This window comes from Anaerococcus sp. Marseille-P3915 (genome assembly GCF_900258475.1).
Lineage (GTDB): Bacteria > Bacillota > Clostridia > Tissierellales > Peptoniphilaceae > Anaerococcus > Anaerococcus kampingae.
This window is the reverse complement of record NZ_LT984888.1, coordinates 469,922-486,571: the sequence shown is the minus strand read 5'-3', so window position 1 is coordinate 486,571 and position 16,650 is coordinate 469,922. Positions and strand designations below refer to the sequence as shown.

General features: G+C 34.1%; 14 protein-coding genes and 4 pseudogenes. 4 read left to right on the top strand and 14 right to left on the bottom strand.

Annotated elements, in window-relative coordinates; all coding sequences use genetic code 11:
- Window positions 1–640 precede the first annotated feature (640 nt).
- The 12 genes and pseudogenes from uvrB to C8269_RS09770 form a co-directional block, all read right to left on the bottom strand.
- Window positions 641–2,599: an excinuclease ABC subunit UvrB gene (uvrB, locus tag C8269_RS09825; protein ID WP_106461550.1), complete on the bottom strand. Its 1,959-nt coding sequence runs from the start codon at window positions 2,597–2,599 to the stop codon at window positions 641–643.
- A 136-nt stretch (window positions 2,600–2,735) separates the two neighbouring features.
- Entirely contained in the window at window positions 2,736–4,598 is a 1,863-nt protein-coding gene (locus C8269_RS09820; RefSeq protein WP_106461548.1) for a heavy metal translocating P-type ATPase, read from the bottom strand.
- The gene (locus C8269_RS09815) at window positions 4,599–4,823 is read right to left on the bottom strand and encodes a cation transporter (protein WP_106461547.1); all 225 of its coding nucleotides are present in this window, start codon (window positions 4,821–4,823) and stop codon (window positions 4,599–4,601) included. It abuts the gene before it with no gap.
- Window positions 4,824–4,836: 13 nt separating this feature from the next.
- Window positions 4,837–5,175, bottom strand: a complete 339-nt coding sequence (locus tag C8269_RS09810; protein ID WP_106461546.1) for an ArsR/SmtB family transcription factor — start codon at window positions 5,173–5,175, stop codon at window positions 4,837–4,839.
- A gap of 176 nt (window positions 5,176–5,351) precedes the next feature.
- Entirely contained in the window at window positions 5,352–6,659 is a 1,308-nt protein-coding gene (locus C8269_RS09805) for an aspartate kinase (RefSeq protein WP_106461544.1), read from the bottom strand.
- Between the two features lie 136 nt (window positions 6,660–6,795).
- Window positions 6,796–7,269: pseudogene (locus tag C8269_RS09800) on the bottom strand (cation-transporting P-type ATPase); the annotation flags it as partial.
- A 215-nt stretch (window positions 7,270–7,484) separates the two neighbouring features.
- Window positions 7,485–9,095, bottom strand: a complete 1,611-nt coding sequence (locus C8269_RS09795) for a DUF4435 domain-containing protein (protein WP_106461543.1) — start codon at window positions 9,093–9,095, stop codon at window positions 7,485–7,487.
- A 44-nt stretch (window positions 9,096–9,139) separates the two neighbouring features.
- Window positions 9,140–9,922: pseudogene (locus C8269_RS11025) on the bottom strand (HpaII family restriction endonuclease).
- Between the two features lie 239 nt (window positions 9,923–10,161).
- Window positions 10,162–10,785 (bottom strand): HNH endonuclease, encoded by a 624-nt coding sequence (locus C8269_RS09785; RefSeq protein WP_199792199.1) that lies wholly within the window; start codon window positions 10,783–10,785, stop codon window positions 10,162–10,164.
- 152 nt (window positions 10,786–10,937) lie between these two features.
- On the bottom strand, window positions 10,938–11,174 hold the full coding sequence (locus tag C8269_RS11020; protein ID WP_267895203.1) for a DNA cytosine methyltransferase: 237 nt from the start codon (window positions 11,172–11,174) through the stop codon (window positions 10,938–10,940).
- 14 nt (window positions 11,175–11,188) lie between these two features.
- A complete protein-coding gene (locus C8269_RS09775; RefSeq protein ID WP_106461540.1) occupies window positions 11,189–11,407 on the bottom strand; it encodes a helix-turn-helix domain-containing protein in 219 nt (72 codons plus the stop codon).
- A gap of 413 nt (window positions 11,408–11,820) precedes the next feature.
- Window positions 11,821–12,669 (bottom strand): MerR family transcriptional regulator, encoded by an 849-nt coding sequence (locus tag C8269_RS09770; RefSeq protein WP_106461538.1) that lies wholly within the window; start codon window positions 12,667–12,669, stop codon window positions 11,821–11,823.
- Window positions 12,670–13,263: 594 nt separating this feature from the next.
- On the opposite strand from C8269_RS09770, the pseudogene C8269_RS10830 reads away from it, so the two are divergent.
- The 4 genes and pseudogenes from C8269_RS10830 to C8269_RS09760 all read left to right on the top strand — a co-directional run.
- Window positions 13,264–13,371 (top strand): annotated as a pseudogene (locus C8269_RS10830) (DNA-binding protein); the annotation flags it as partial.
- A gap of 20 nt (window positions 13,372–13,391) precedes the next feature.
- Window positions 13,392–13,523: pseudogene (locus tag C8269_RS11170) on the top strand (helix-turn-helix domain-containing protein); the annotation flags it as partial.
- Between the two features lie 3 nt (window positions 13,524–13,526).
- The gene (locus C8269_RS11165; RefSeq protein ID WP_442778142.1) at window positions 13,527–13,619 is read left to right on the top strand and encodes a helix-turn-helix domain-containing protein; all 93 of its coding nucleotides are present in this window, start codon (window positions 13,527–13,529) and stop codon (window positions 13,617–13,619) included.
- Entirely contained in the window at window positions 13,603–13,863 is a 261-nt protein-coding gene (locus tag C8269_RS09760; RefSeq protein WP_234025878.1) for a hypothetical protein, read from the top strand. The genes C8269_RS11165 and C8269_RS09760 overlap by 17 nt, the downstream gene beginning before the upstream one ends.
- A gap of 137 nt (window positions 13,864–14,000) precedes the next feature.
- On the opposite strand, the gene C8269_RS09755 is transcribed toward C8269_RS09760, so the two are convergent.
- Together C8269_RS09755 and C8269_RS09750 are read right to left on the bottom strand one after the other, a co-directional pair.
- Window positions 14,001–16,121, bottom strand: a complete 2,121-nt coding sequence (locus C8269_RS09755; protein WP_106461536.1) for a heavy metal translocating P-type ATPase — start codon at window positions 16,119–16,121, stop codon at window positions 14,001–14,003.
- A gap of 19 nt (window positions 16,122–16,140) precedes the next feature.
- On the bottom strand, window positions 16,141–16,590 hold the full coding sequence (locus tag C8269_RS09750) for a CopY/TcrY family copper transport repressor (RefSeq protein ID WP_106461534.1): 450 nt from the start codon (window positions 16,588–16,590) through the stop codon (window positions 16,141–16,143).
- Window positions 16,591–16,650: the final 60 nt, after the last annotated feature.

Sequence of the window (16,650 nt, the reverse complement as noted above, 5' to 3'; positions counted from 1 at the left end):
ACGCTTCCTCGATTTAAAGTAATTGACGATTTTAATTAAGTATATCTTAAAGCTCTCTTCCCTAGACCCATCAACCGCAATGTTTGCGAGAGCAAACGAGCTAAAGACCTGCTTTGTCGTCAATATCCTCTCAGAATACAGAATAATTCTCCCAAGGTCAGGAGATTTTGTAAATGGAGATGTCGTTAAGAAAATCTCCTGACGCACGAGTATAAATAATAATTCTGTAATTACTGAGATGTAGAGTGGATACAGTACAAATATTTGGGCTAGATTGAGATTTTTAGGCATCGGAATGTCAAAATCACTAAGGATAGGGATAGCTAATACAAGGTGTTCTGTCTACAAAGAGTGGCTTGCCGCAGGCAAGCTTCTAATCATGCTCCCCGCTTTAGGGGCCGCTTGTGGGGTGTAACGAAGAGGGGGTGTAAGGGGGAGGGCGATGGGGACCCATGCGAAAGGGTCCTTGGCCCTCCCCCTTTGGCGAAGTCATCAGCTTGATGACAAACATTTATTATAAGACAAAATTACGAAGGATAATAGTAAATAATAATCTCATATTGTATAAGAAAAGAAGGGGTTCTAGGGGAAAATCCCCTAAAATATTCTAATCTTGGATTAGAAATATTCTTATCTTGGATTAGAAATTCTCTCTCATCTTTTTAATTTGGTCTCGTAATTTTGCTGCTCTTTCAAAATCAAGCTCTTCTGCAGCCTTGTACATTTCTGCTTCCATGTTTATTAGGATTGTTTCTATTTCTACCCTGTTTATTTCTTGGATTTCTTCTACATCTTCTGCTTTTTTGGTTACTTGGATTATTTCGCCTATGTTTTTCCTGATGGTGGTTGGGGTAATATTGTGTTTTTTGTTGAAGGCTTCTTGGATTTTTCTTCTACGCTCTGTTTCGTCTATTGCCTTTTGCATTGATCCTGTTATGCGGTCGGCATACATTATTACCCTGCCTTCTGAGTTACGGGCGGCTCTTCCTATGGTTTGGATTAGGGAGGTTTCGCTTCTTAAGAAACCTTCCTTGTCGGCATCTAGGATTGTTATTAGGGATACTTCTGGTATATCTAATCCCTCTCTTAGGAGGTTGATGCCTACTAATACGTCAAATTCTCCCAACCTTAGCTCTCTTATTATCTCGCTTCTTTCGATGGTCTTTATGTCTGAGTGGAGGTATTTGACCTTGATTTGCTTTTCTGTTAAATAGTCTGTGAGGTCTTCGGCCATTTTCTTGGTTAGGGTTGTGACAAGGACCCTGTCTCCCTTTTCAATGGTCTTATAGACTTCATTTATGAGGTCATCTATTTGATTTTCTGTTGGCCTTATTTCTACAAGTGGGTCTAGTAGTCCTGTTGGCCTTATTATTTGCTCGACAATCTTGCCCCCTGTTTTTTCCATCTCATATGGGCCAGGAGTGGCTGAAACATAGATTGTTTGGTTGATTAGCTTTTCAAATTCTTCAAATTTAAGTGGCCTATTATCTAAGGCTGATGGAAGCCTAAAGCCGTAATCTACTAGGTTTTGCTTTCTGGACCTGTCCCCTGCATACATGCCTCCTACTTGAGGAATTGATACGTGGGACTCATCTACCATTAGGACGAAATCTTTTGGGAAATAGTCTATTAGGGTGTAAGGCCTTGACCCTCTTGGTCTTTGAGATAGGTGGGCAGAATAATTTTCAATCCCTGAGCAAAATCCGATTTCCTTAAGCATTTCAATATCATACCTAGTTCTCTGCTCAATTCTTTGGGCCTCTAATAATTTATTTTCGCTTTCAAATTCCTTGATTCTCTCTTCTAGCTCTTCTTCAATTGTAACTATTGCCCTTTCAGTTTTTTCACTTGTGGTGGCGTAGTGGCTGGCAGGATATATATAGCCGTGGGAAAGCTTTGATAAGACCTTGCCTGTTAGGGGATCAAATTCTGAAATCTGATCGATTTCATCTCCAAAAAATTCAACCCTGATAGCCTTTTGGTCAAAACCTGCTGGGTAGATATCAAGGATATCGCCCCTAGCCCTAAAGGTCCCCCTGTCAAAGTCCACGTCATTTCTCACATATTGGACGTCAATAAGCTTTTTCATTACCCCTGCCGGGCTTATTTCTTGGCCAGGTCTTAGGGATACGACTAGCTTTTTGTAATCAATCGGATCTCCCAGACCATAAATACAGGAGACAGATGCCACAATTATAACATCTCTACGCTCAAAAAGAGCCATGGTCGCAGAGTGGCGCATCTTGTCAATCTCATCGTTGATGGATGAATCCTTGGCAATGTAGGTGTCAGTTGCGGCCACATAGGCCTCTGGCTGGTAATAATCATAATAGGAAACAAAATATTCTACAGCATTGTCTGGGAAAAACTCCTTAAATTCTGTAAAAAGCTGGTAGGCAAGGGTCTTGTTGTGGGCAAGGACTAGGGTAGGTCTTTGGACCTTTTCGATAATGTTGGCCATGGTAAAGGTCTTACCAGAGCCTGTTACCCCTCTTAGGATCTGGTCCTTCTTGCCAGCAAGAATCCCATCAGAAAGCTCTCTAATAGCCTCCGGCTGGTCTCCACGTGGTTTGTATTCTGAATTAAGCTTAAATTTCATAACATCTCTCAATCTTTATAAAGGAAAAGACCTAAAAGGCCTTTAAATTTCATACATTTATACCCTTGTATTATACTAGGAAATAGGAAGTTTTCAATGATTGAAAGACTTAGCTCTGTGGTCAAAAAAAGAACCCCTAAAGGTTCTTTTTAAGTATCCTCATGGCCCAGAGGATGGCGGCAATTGACACTCCCACATCTCCGATTATGGCTAGCCACATTGAAGCGTATCCAAATAGGCCCAGGATTAAGATTAAAATTTTAACAGTCATTATAAAGAAGATATTTTGTATAACTGTCGAATTAGTAAGATTTGCAATCTTCATCAGCCTTTCAAGTTGGCTAAATTGACCATTTGCAACCAAGATATCTGATGATTCTATGGCAAGATCTGATGCAGTTTCTCCCATTGAAATACCTATATCAGAATTTTTAAGAACTGGTGCATCATTTATACCATCACCAACAAAAACGACCTTGTGGCCAGCATCCTGGTAGGCCTTCATTATCTCAAGCTTATCTTTTGGCATAACCTCACCATGGTAAATATCAATATCAAGTTTGTCAGCCAAGTCTTTTACAGCAAAGACGCTATCTCCAGATACAACTCCAACTTCCTTAAACTGACCCTTAAGAAAGTTAATAGTCTCCTTAGCACCTTTTTTTATCTCATCTTCTACGATAATCTTTGCAGCAAGCTTACTATCTATGGCTAAAAATACAGCCCTATCGGTTACATCGCCCTCATAGGCTACATACCTTGCTGATCCAATTTTTATTTGTCTACCATCCTTAGTCCTAGCCTTAATTCCAAGGCCCTTTTCATTTTCAACATCATCAAATAAATCAGGATTTTCTTCTCGATTAAGAGAAGCTACTATGCCTTGGGCAAGTGGATGAGTAGACATCTTTTCTAGATTATAAATAAAATCTAAAAGCTCATCCTTATCATCAACATCATAATAAACTATGTCCTTAACTACAAATTCTCCTGTAGTTAGGGTCCCTGTCTTATCAGTAAGAAGGATATCAGCCACCTTCAAATCTTCAAAGTATTGGCTTCCCTTAACCAAAATCCCCTCACGACTAGCAAGTCCCAGACCTGACATAAAGGAAAGTGGGACGGACAAGACAAGGGCACATGGACAGGACAATACTAAAAAGGTCGCTGCCCTAAAGAGATAGTCTGACCAGGCCCCACCCATGAAAAGTGGTGGAACAATGGCAACTAAGCCTGCAAGGGCGACTACAATTGGTGTGTAAATCCTGGCAAATCTTGTAATAAGCTTTTCGCTATCAGATTTTGCTGTGTGTGAATCCTCAATAAGTTCTATAATCTTGGCAGCTACAGAATCGTCAAATTCCTTCTCTGCCCTATATTTTATAATCCCATCTGTGACAATAGATGAGGAAATAATTTCGCTACCTGGCTCAATTTCAACAGGCATAGACTCACCTGTCACAGAAGAAGTATCAACCAGGGCCCTGCCCTCGATTACAAAGCCATCGACACCGACCTTCTCACCATCACGAACCATGAGCACATCGCCCACTTCTACATCATCAAGGTCAATCTCTTCGATAGATCCATCCTCCAGAACCCTATTAGCAAGATCAGGCACTAGGTCAAGCAGGTCCTTGATATTTTCCTTAGAACGGTGGGTAGCAATCTCTTCAAATAGCTCTCCAAAGCCATAAAAAACCATAACGGCAATGGCTTCGACATAATCTCCTATGATAAAGGCTGTAAGGGTAGCGATGGTCATAAGGAAATTCTCATCCAAGGCCTGGCCCCTCTTAATTCCCTCAAAGGCAGCCTTTAAAACATCAGCAGCCGCTATTAAATATAAGAGAAGAAAAGCTAAAAGCACACCCCAATTAGGATGGCCAATATCATTGTGCTTATGGCCTGTCGCAAAGGCAAGCCCAAAACTAGCAAGGCCAATAAGAATCAGCTTATAAAGCTCTTTCTTATGGTCCTTAGTCATTGACTTAAACATCTATTTCTCCTTAATCACAGACCCTGGTTCAATCCTATCGGCAATCTCATTAGCCTCTTTAAGGAAAGCTTCAAGGTCTATATCATCAGCCAAATCAAGCTTAACCTTCTCAGTCAAAAAAGACACGCTAGCAGAATTAACCCCATCCATCTTAGAGATGGCCTCCTCAATCTTAGCTCCGCAATTAGCACAATCCAAACCTTCAATAATATATTTCTTCTTCATAAAATCCTCCTAATTATTCTTCACAAATTTCTTCGCACTCTGCACAATTCTTATCATCTTCACAAACATGGTCAAGGCCAGTCGCAATGATAATCTTGACATGGTCATCAGCCAAGCTATACATCATAGACTTGCCATCCCTCTCGGCCTTAACGAGATTATTCTCCTTAAGATTTCTAAGCTGGTGGCTAATAGCTGACTGGCTCATATCAAGACTTTCAGCAATATCCCCCACACTCACAGGCCCCTCAAAAAGCCTATACATAATCCTCATCCTGGTAGAGTCTGAGAAAATCTTAAACAAATCGGCCAAATCAGCCAAAATGTTATCCGAGATATTTTTAATATTCATATTAGTCACCTTTCATATGTTTGTTTGTTCATATGAATATTATAGCATATATAAAATAAAAGTCAATAGAAAGACAATAAAAAATCCCCCATCCAAGGCCAAAATGGTCTTAGTGGGGGTAGTTAAAATTTATTTAAAACTAATCAACTATATACGAAGACAAATTCTAAATTGTCTTACTTTTCTCCATAAAATTCATCATAGATAGAGCGGATTGCCCTTTCAAAATCTTGAGTTTCTATGCCGATAATAATATTAAGCTCGCTAGAGCCCTGGCTAATCATCTTGATATTAACACCTTCTTTAGCAAGAGCGGTAAAAGTCCTGGCTGAAACACCCTTCTCATTAATCATGCCTCGGCCAACTACTGCAATAAGAGAAATATCCCTCTCCCAAGATAGGCTATCGACATCCAAATAGATTTGTAATTCTTCAAGGACCTTATTTAGCTTAGGGGTAATATAGGAATCTGCCACAAGAACAGAAACCGTATCAATACCCGAAGGCATATGCTCAATTGAAATATCGTTAGACTCAAAAACAGTGGTAAGTTTCCTAAAAAAGTCCTTCTCACTGTTCATATTTACCTTCTCTAGGGTAATAGAAGTAAAGTCCTTCTTGCCAGTAATACCTGTAAGGATGTTTTTATTTTTGACATCACAGGTTGAAACAATAAGAGTTCCAGGCTTATCCGGTTTATTAGTATTTTTAATATTAATTGGAATATTTTTATCCCTAAGAGGGAAAATCGCCTCTTCATGAAGGACATTAGCCCCCATATAAGATAGCTCCCTAAGCTCCTTGTAGGTAATGGTACCAATAGGCTTTGGATTTTTGACAATCCTAGGATCAGCAACCAAAAATCCAGACACATCAGTAAAATTCTCATACATCTTACAATCAACAGCTGAAGCAATAACAGAGCCCGTCACATCAGACCCTCCACGAGAAAATGTCATAATCTCGCCATTTTCCTGACCATAAAATCCAGGGATAACAGCCCTATCATGCTTAGCCAAAATATCTTTAATATCAGCCTGGGACCTCTCCAAATCCAAAATACCATCATTAAAAGTAATCAAATCCTTGGCATCCACAAATTCATAGCCAATAAAAGCAGCCAAAACCCTAGCACTCATATACTCCCCACGACTAACAACAAAATCATAAGAAGCCCCATTTGTAATCTCTTCCTTCACCTCAGCAAGAATAGCGTCAATATCAATATCAAGGCCCAGGTCATCGACAATATTTTTATAGATATCCTCAATAATCCTATAAACCTCATTAAAATTTAAATCATGGTCACTTAGCTGGTGACACATAGCCAATAGATCAGTGACCTTGTGGTTGTTATTGACACCCTTACCAGGCGCAGAAACAACAATATATTTGCGGTCACTATCTGCAAAAATAATATCCTTAACCTTCTTAAGCTGAGTAGAATCAGCCAAAGAACTTCCCCCAAATTTAACAACTTTCATCTTCTTCCCCTTAATATAAAAAATAATTTAATCAAAATTAAAATCATACATCCAAATAGTATGATAAAGCAATTAAAAAAATTATACATTTATAATTCCACTTGTCAATTATTAGATAACTTTGTTAAAGCGATAAAAGAGAATTATCCTCAAGGAGTAAACAATCAGCAGGAATCATATCACCAGTTTTTACACAAATAATATCACCAAGAATCAAATCTGCATTAGCAATCTCAACAAAAACTCCATCGCTTAGGACAGAAGATGTAACATTTACAGAAGATAGGAGTTTTTTACAGCCTCCTTCGCCTTACTTTCGTGACGATAGCTCAAAAAAGAAAAATTCATTATAATAATCAAGATAATAATCCCATCTGAATAATCCTTCATAAAAATCTACAAGATATCCGCAAAGATTAAAATCATAGTTCATGGGGCTCTTAAATTGAGATAAAAAAATCATAAATTTAGACGCCGATTTTCTCTAATCAAAAACATTTTTACCATAAGAATTAATCCTATCAGAAGCTTGCCTGCTTGTTAAGCCAACCTTTCTTGAATCTAAACTTTTTAAAACATAATCTTTATCATATGACCAAAAATCTTTTATACTGCCTCCTAGTCAATTAAAATATATCCCCAAGGTAATAAAAATTAATTAAAAATACCAGTTTAGCTTTAGAACTAAGCTGGTATAATTTTATATTTTTTAGATTATCACAACATCCACCTAATTATAGAGCATTTTCAAATTTTTAGTCCCGTCCCAGTACCAGTAACAGAGAATATTATTGTTTTGAGCTAAATTGATATTGCATTTTAATTTTATAGTTTAGGTACATAATTTTTGAATATCTCTAATACTTCTGTTTGTTCCTTATTTCTCAAGATAGAAATAACAGTATTTAAGTAATCATTGTTTTGAATACCAAGATATCGACCTATTGATTTAGATAATCCCTTTTCATTAAACATTTCTAACACTTTTTTATAATCATTACTTAACAATGCTTCTTCATATGAGTTTAATGTATCTTCATAAATACTATCAAAATTAATATTTTCAATAGCATTAGTAAAACTTTCTTTTGTATTAATCTCGGAGATTTCAACCATAGATAATTCATATTTCATTTGAGAGATTACATTTTTCTTAACCTGACTACGAATTTGATTACCAAATCTTTCTTTAATAATATAATTTTTAATATTACTAAAAACATCATTAAAATTCTTGGCTAAATAATCTGCTAAAAAACTGATTAGTTCTTCTATAATAAATAAATTCTCCACTTCTGAAACCTTTAGTGTGTAAATATTATATTTTTCTAATTTATTTATTTCATCTTGTGTTCTAAAGTCACGGTCAATTATTCCATAAACATTATTATTATGAATGTTTTGAGTTGATTTAAAGGATTTTGTTCTCATAATCACCTGCATACAGCTTCCACAAGGAATAATAAAATAGTTAGGATATAAGATAGAGTATAATTGACTATCAAAACTATTTTCTTCTCCTTCTACAAACAAAATATTTTTACGTGACCCTAGAATATCAAATAGCAACTTTTCTGGTAATTCATTAAAAATTATTTTTTCTAAATCCCAATTTTCACCATCATAACTCTTTATCCATATCTTTTCTGAATTTTTATGAGAAGCAGCAAAATTTGTATCATGTGTTATATAAATAAACAAGCAATCTTGACGATAGTTCTCTAACAGTTCCCATAAAACATTCATTATCGAGCTGTGAAGATGCAATTCAGGTTCATCTATTATTAAAGTCTTATTATCTGGTACAACCAGAACTTGTGATGCTAAATATAAAACAGCTCTTTCTCCATCGCTCATTTGATTTGCAGAATACTTTTCAGTTGGTTTGTTTCTTTCATAAGCAAAGAACTTTGAATCTTCAAATATAAGTGTTCTTTGTGGAAATATGCTATTCCAAATATTTATTAACTTATCCAAAACTGTAAATGGAGTGTTAGGTTTAGTATAGTTATTTTTTTCAGCTATTTTACAATCATTAAAATAATTCGACGTCTCATTGTTATATAAAGCAATTAATGCCGCTAACACTATATCAAAATCATTTAAAAGTTTAGTTGTATATGCTTCTCCATAATCCCATCTAGAGCTCTTATCTTTATTTTCGATGGCATATTCATTATCAGTTCCAAAAAAAATTCTATTTTTAGCGTAATCATAATTGCTTAAGGGTATATTTTTTTGAAAGTTAAGATTTCTTTGTGCTCCTATTCTATGAACATCTAATAGATCCTCACCTTCAATCCAGGCACCTAATTTACTTTTTCCACTACCATTTGCCCCTATAATAATTATTGAATTATTATTTGTTGTGTGTTCTTCAATACCACCATTAGTTTTAGGTAGCTTATATTTATAACTTTTCAAATTCTTCAACATATCGCTTATCCTTTAAAATTTATCTTGATTTTTTTTAAATAGTTTTATCTAAACCTAATTTGAAGATTTAACTTAATAAAATCTTCTCCATCCTCACTATAAACTTCTCCAAAATCATGTCTTGATGTGGATGCTATTTCATATTTTGTAATTTTAAGAAGATATTCTTCAAAATAATTTCGATTATAAATATGATATGCTAATACATCCCCTTATTTAGTTACAATTATTTATCATTCAACAGCTTCATCGATATCATCCAAAACTGTTGCTGGTTTCATACCTAACGCCCTGCTGTAAAACTTTTTAAATTTATATCTATAGGCATTAACATTTCCATAGTTCATTGGATCTTCAAGTTCCAGTTTCTTTACCATATCTATGCAATTATTAATCCCATCCCTGTAAAAATATAAAATAGTTTCTGCAATAATATTATCCATTGAACTATCGATCAGCACTAAATTATCAGAAAAAGTTTGATTTTGCATCTCGATATATTCGACTTGTCCATTGTCTTCAATTATGCTTTTAATTCTTCCCCTAACATCAGTGTGTCTTTTACCTTTTGAAACTTTGTAAATTTCCTTAGTTTCTTTTACCAATAAGGGATTATCATGAATGATTTCACAAATAAAATTTGTTGTTTTTCCAGCATTCAATAAAGTAGGCGAAGAACCTAATTCTGATTTGATTTAAAATCCAACTATTGGAGAATATCCTGTATTTATATCAACTATTTTCATGGTAATATCACTTATATCTCTTGCAGGTGCAGATAATTTATAACAAGATATTCCTTTCATAAAATTCTCAGTTTTTTCTATTTAAAATGCAGAACCCTTTGCATTACAAATTTCATCAAAAAGCTGCTCCGATTCTTTTTTAAACTCATTTCTATCAACTGATTTTATTTTTTTATCGTTAATATAAATATCTATTAAGTTTCCTGTTGTATATTCTGTTAATTCTCCAGATATTTCCTCTCTGATAATCTTTATGATATGAAAATATAATTTAATGTCGTCTTTAGAAAATACGTTATTAAATACATGAAGAAAATATATTACACACCCTTGAATATAACATCATTGTGATATTCTAAAAAATCTGAAGATGGTTTAAATTTTTTTGGAATTAATATTTTCTGATAATCATATTTCTTAAATACATCGTCGATAAACTTATTTGAATAGTATTCTTTCAGCCTACTGGATATAATAATTCTAAATTTATTATCTATAGTTATTAAACCTTTATCAAAAGCTTTATCGTGAATAGAATTTAAACATATTCCATTATGTGGATTTAATCTATTTTTTTTATCTACTGCCCAAGGCTTTATATGGCTTGCTACCAGAAATTCATTAATTTTTATATTTGTAATTGCACAAGTATTGTTATAGGCTGATAAAACAGAAGAGCGGAAGAATCCTTGGTTAATTCTAGTTTTTACTAGCCTTCTTTTATATTCACTTGAATAATCTATCTCATAAGATTTTAGATATACATCCTCAACTGATTTATCTGACAACTTATCAATTATTTTTTCTGCTTCATATACAAGTCCTTCTCTATCACTATTAAACTCATCCCAAACAACTTCTTCCATTTTTGCTCCATGAGTTAAACCTGTAATTCCCTTCTTTTTTAAATAAGGATCAAGGCGCCCAATATTCCCAATCTTCATATTCAGTGCAGATGGGGTTCTTGAGATTAAGTTTGAATAATGAAATACAGTCGGATTCGTTTTGCTGCTACTTTCAAACGGAATAATGCAATATACATAAAATGCAATAATTGTTTCTTCTCTTGTCTAATTTCTTCGTATATTTTGTAAATTCAATTATTTTCCCTTTCTTGGAAATAAAATACATCTAATAATATATCATGGATAGGTATATCAATTTCATCGATTTTTGTTATATCCCCAAAAATTTTAGGTTTTTCTCCAAAATTAGCTATATATATTTCTTGAGCTTTCTTATCCCATTCGGATACAAAAACTGTTTCTATATCATTACCAAATGCTTGAACAAAACCAAGCTTAAATACACCTATTCCAGCGAATAGATCTATTTATTTAAACATTATTAATCACCTAAATACTCCACTATATCTTCAACCTTACACTCAAGAACATAACAAATCTTTGCTATAGTTTCTAAGTCAATTCTTTTAACCTTGTTATTACAATAAGAATTAAGTTGCGTCCTTTGAAGATTCGCTTCTTTTTCTAATTTGTTTTTGCTTATATTTTTTTCTTCTAAAACTTGGTCTATTTTAAAAATAATTTTGCCAAAGTTTTGCATAAATTCCTCTCCCTTGTAATTTTAAAAATAGGCATTTCAATTAATTATATTATATCATATTTTAAAAACTTCTTACAGGTCTAAGATTGTTAATTTCTTTAAATTTCTTTAAATCATGTCTAAACTCGTATCACATCTTGCCTAAAACTTATACACACAAAAGACCGCAGCTTAAAACTACGGTCTAATTTTTTGACCAAATGTAAACCACTAGGAACTATTATTCGGTTTACTCTTCTTTATAAATTTTCTCATTTAGTCCCGTCCCTATCTCATATCCTCAATACATGTCTAGTTTTTAACCGTCTTTGATAAAATTGAACTATTACTCTTAACCCTGAAGCTCTCTACATTAGGGTATAGAAAAAGCACCTACTTAGTATTTAATATAAGTAAGTGCTTACCTATTATTATTAATATTTATTATTTAGATACTGTTCATTTGCCTTTAGGAGCTTCTTATAGTAATTATCATAGGACTTGCTAAATTTTCTAATAAGTGGAATTGCTATTTCATAATATTGATTTTCCTTCATAAAGTTTTTAAGCTTATCCTGGATCTGTTTCATCAAGCTATTTTGATACTCTTCACTATTTTTATAGGTTTCATACGAAGAGATTGCATCTTCATTATCTTTCATCCACTTTTCTAGATTTTCAACAGCATCGAGTTTAGCCTGATTTAAATCCTTTAAGGTTTTCATAACAAAGGGTGAGCTAATCTTCTCAATATATTTTTTCTCTTTTGCAGTTAATTCAAACGAAGGAAGCCTATCAAGATAATCTATATATTTGTAAAAAGAATTCTTACCATCATTTTCTAGTGGTTCATTTAGAAATGGTTGATAAGCAGCAAATAACATTTGTCCAAAATATCCTGGAAAAGCAATTTCTAGTTTTTCATAGATAGTTTCTTCCGCCTCAAGTAATGAAATTTTATCATTGATAAGTTGATTACTTTCACCTTTAAAAACCATTTCTAGTATTGCTTTTCTTTTTCTATCAAGGTCCAATTGATGTTGTTTTTCCCTTAAAACAGAAGACAGAGTATGGCCACCTGACGATATACACTGATAAATATCTGAGATACTCATTCCCAATTTTCTAAATATAGATACCTTTTTCAGAATTTCTAAATCCTTAGTACTATAGTCTCTATAACCATTCTCAGATTTCTGAGGATGGATAAGTCCTTTTTCCTCATAATACTCTATTGCCTTCCTAGTTAGTCCCGTTTCTTTTTGAATTTCACTTCTTAACATGATTATCTACCTCCTTTGATTAAAGGATAACACGGTCCCCAACGTACATGTCAAGCCCTATATATTATATAAAATTCCCACTTATCTATAAAGCAAAACTATAGCTCAACATTTTTACGAAGTGTTTGTTTTTTTCTGTTAATTCTTATTCAAACCGACACTCAAACCGGCATTTTATTGTCGCATTATTTATTTGTTTGCTAAGTTATATAAAATATGTACACAAAAAGACCGCAGTTTTTAAACTACGGTCTAATTTTTTGTCCTCATGTAAAGTACTTGGAAGAATTATTCAATTTATTCTTTTTACTCCCAGTACCATTTGAGTGGGTCGCTATCAAACTTGAAAATCACTCCGTGATTTTCAAGCCCATTCAGAATACTAGATTTTATTTCTTCTAATATAACTAAATCCACCTAATTATAGGACGTTTTCAAATTTTTAGTCCCTTCCCAGTCCCAGTACCGGAGAAATATTGTTTTAATATAATATCTGTTAATCTTGTTTATCCAGTTTTCAAATTAATCTCACTTCGAATTTACTTCATTTTTACTTTTTGCTTTGTGGGTTTAAATCTAAATATATTACTTGGTAATTATCCAGCCTATGGATATAAGACAAAAGATTTAGAGAATATGAAGAAAGGAGATTTTGTTAAAATATTTGGTCAAGTAAAAACAAGCATTGATAACAAAGGTAAAATATAGAATTGAAAAATGATATGGGATTTTCATATAACAAATTATGGAAATTATTAATATATAAAAATATGAAAAAAACAGACTTACAATGTTCAATCCCAACAACACCAAAGACAATAGCAAAAATAGGAAGAGACGAAAATGTAAGTCTATAAATATTAGGAAAGATTTGTGAGTATTTTCAATGTGATATTGGAGATATTATTGAATATAAGTCAATGGGAATCAAGTATGATAACAGAATTTGATAGTATTCCATATTCCAATGATGGTAGAGGGCTACAATGCTTATTAAAAACTGAGCTTGCTTTAAATAATATTAATACAAATAAAGATAAAATAATTTTAATTGAAGAGCCAGAAAACCATTTGTCATATTCTAACATGAATAATTTAATTGATATTCTACAAGAAAATAGAATAACAAGCTATAAAAGTGTTGAAATAGGTGCTTTTATGATTTTAAAAGAAATCAATTCTATAATAAATTAAAAATCGTGTTGGTAGAAAAATCGTCTACTTCTACCAACACGATTTTACAAAGAGCCAGTACTTACATCTCTTTTTCTCCTGTAAAACTATTGTATCTTGATACTTTAAGGAGTTTCAATTATTCTATATGTTAATTGTCATTTTTTCGGATCTAATTTTAATAAAATAGCATTAATTGCAACTAAGACTGTTGACACAGACATTAGAATTGCTCCTACTGCAGGACTTAATGTGAAGCCAAAAGGAGCCAAAATTCCTGCAGCTAGAGGGATAGCTATAAAGTTATAACCGGCTCCCCAAAAGAGGTTTTGTTTCATTTTACGAGTTGTTTTGTGTGCTAGTTCAATGAACGATTCAATATCTCCTGGATCAGATTGAGTCAAGATGACATCAGCTGAATCCAATGCCACTTGGGTTCCAGCGCCTACAGCTATACCAACGTCTGCTAAGGCAAGAGAAGGAGCATCATTGACACCGTCACCTACCATGATAACTTTCTTTCCTTCATCTTTAAGTGTTTTAACTAACTCATATTTGTCTTGTGGTGATTGATTTGATCTATATTCAATCCCTAAGTCTTCTGCCGCGCCTTGAGCCGCTTTTTCATTATCACCTGTTGCCATAATTGGCTCTATATTGTTATTTTTAAGAGCTTCTATTAACTCTTTACTGGTTGCTTTTAATTCATCCCCCAAAGCTACTGCACCAATGGCATCATCGTTTTCTACTAAGACACTGAGGGTTGCTCCTTTTGGAATATCCATATCTAGATTACGTCCGTATGCTTTTTGACTGATTAATTGGTATTGGTGCCCATTGGCTTTACCTTCTACGCCAGCACCGGAAATTACATCAATGGAATCAAAGGATACTGGACTTATACCTTCTTGGTCGGCGAAGCTTATAATTGATTGAGCAATAGGGTGACTAGACCCTCCTTCAATACCTGCCAGTAAGGCAATGATTTCCTCTTTTGTATATTTTTCATTAAGAAGTTTTACATCTAATACTTTAAACTCACCTGTTGTTAAAGTACCTGTCTTATCTAAAATCATCACATCTGCATCTTGAGCTATTTCTAAAGATTCTCGGTCTTTTACTAGTAAACCTCGACTTGCCCCTAAGCTTGTGCTACGAGCGGTGACCAATGGAATAGCTAGACCCAAAGCGTGAGGACAAGCTATAACTAATGTTGTGATAGCAAATTTTACTGCCGTTGGGATGTCCGATATAAGCATCCATACTACAAAAGCTATTAGTGCGACAATGACCGCAATATAGAAGAGCCACCCTGCAACCTTTTGAGCAATATTTTCTGCTCTGGAAGGCTGACTTTGAGCTTGGCTGATTAAATTCTGAACTTGAGAGATGAAGGATTGATCGCCTGTCTCATTCACTTTAATATAAAGAACCCCTTCTCCATTTGTTGAGCCTCCGATTACTTCATCGCCAGGACCTTTTTTAATTGATTTAGATTCTCCAGTCAAAAGAGCTTCATTTAGACGTGATTCTCCACGCTCGATAGTTCCATCTGCTGGCACATTTTCTCCAGCTTGAACTCGAATTAAATCACCTACCTTTAAGTCAGCAACTGGACGTATTTCAATTGAATCGTCTTCTAACACAACGTGAGCATCTTTCGGCACTAACTTAGCCAATTCTGCTTGTGCGTCTCCTGCTTCTCCAATAGCTTTCATCTCAATCCAGTGACCTAATAACATGATTAATAGTAATGAAGCAAATTCAAAGAAAAAATCCATAATTTGTTCACCTGTTACGTAGCTTGCTATTACAGTATAAATACTATATAAATATGAAACACTTAAACCTAAAGAAACGAGAGCCATCATTCCAGGTTCTTTTTGTTTAAATTCGTCAACTGCCCCTTGATAGAATGGACGTCCACCATAAATAATTAATATAGTAGATAAAATAGCTACTACAATATCAGAATATGGAAAAGTAAACTGGAATGGTAGGTCAAACCCAGCCATAGGGGATAAGAGCATAATAATGATTCCTAGTGGCAATGATTTTAAGAAAAGTTCCTTAAAGTTACCGTGATGATGGTGGTCATGCCCACTATGCCCGCTGCGATCATGCCCACTATGCCCACTGTGATCATGACCAGCATGATGGTCGTGATGTTGATTTTTATGGTCTCCATGTTCTTCCGTGCTTATGTGCTCATGTTTTGAATGATCCATGTCGCCATGATTATGGTGACTGTGGGATGAATGTTTGTTGTTATTGTTCATTTTAAATTCCTCCTTATGCCTAATGATGATGTAAATGACACTCGCATTGTCCTTCTGGACAATTGCAATCCACTTCTTCTACTGCGGAAGATTTTTTCATCTCTAATATTTTTTCTAGTCTATCTATATCATCGAAGCTTAAAACATGATTTTCAATGATGCTTCCTATTACATTTCCGACTTTCTTATTGCAAATACGGTTAAAAATATCTTCTGCATAATCCCTTACGGCTTCTTTCTCTTCAATATTGGCAGTGTAAATAAACTTTCTACCTTCTTGCTCTGTATTTAGTACGCCTTTTTCAACTAATCGACCTAAGATCGTTTTGATAGTGGACTGTGTCCAGTCCATTTTTTCTTGCAATACGGAGATAACTTTTTTACTAGTTACTCGATCATTTGCCCAAACCACACGCATAACTTCCCATTCAGCATCTGTGATATGAGTATTGTATACTATTACACCCATTGTCTTTCCCTCCTTATCGTTTACGAGTGTAGACTTAATACTTAATATAAGTTTACTCTT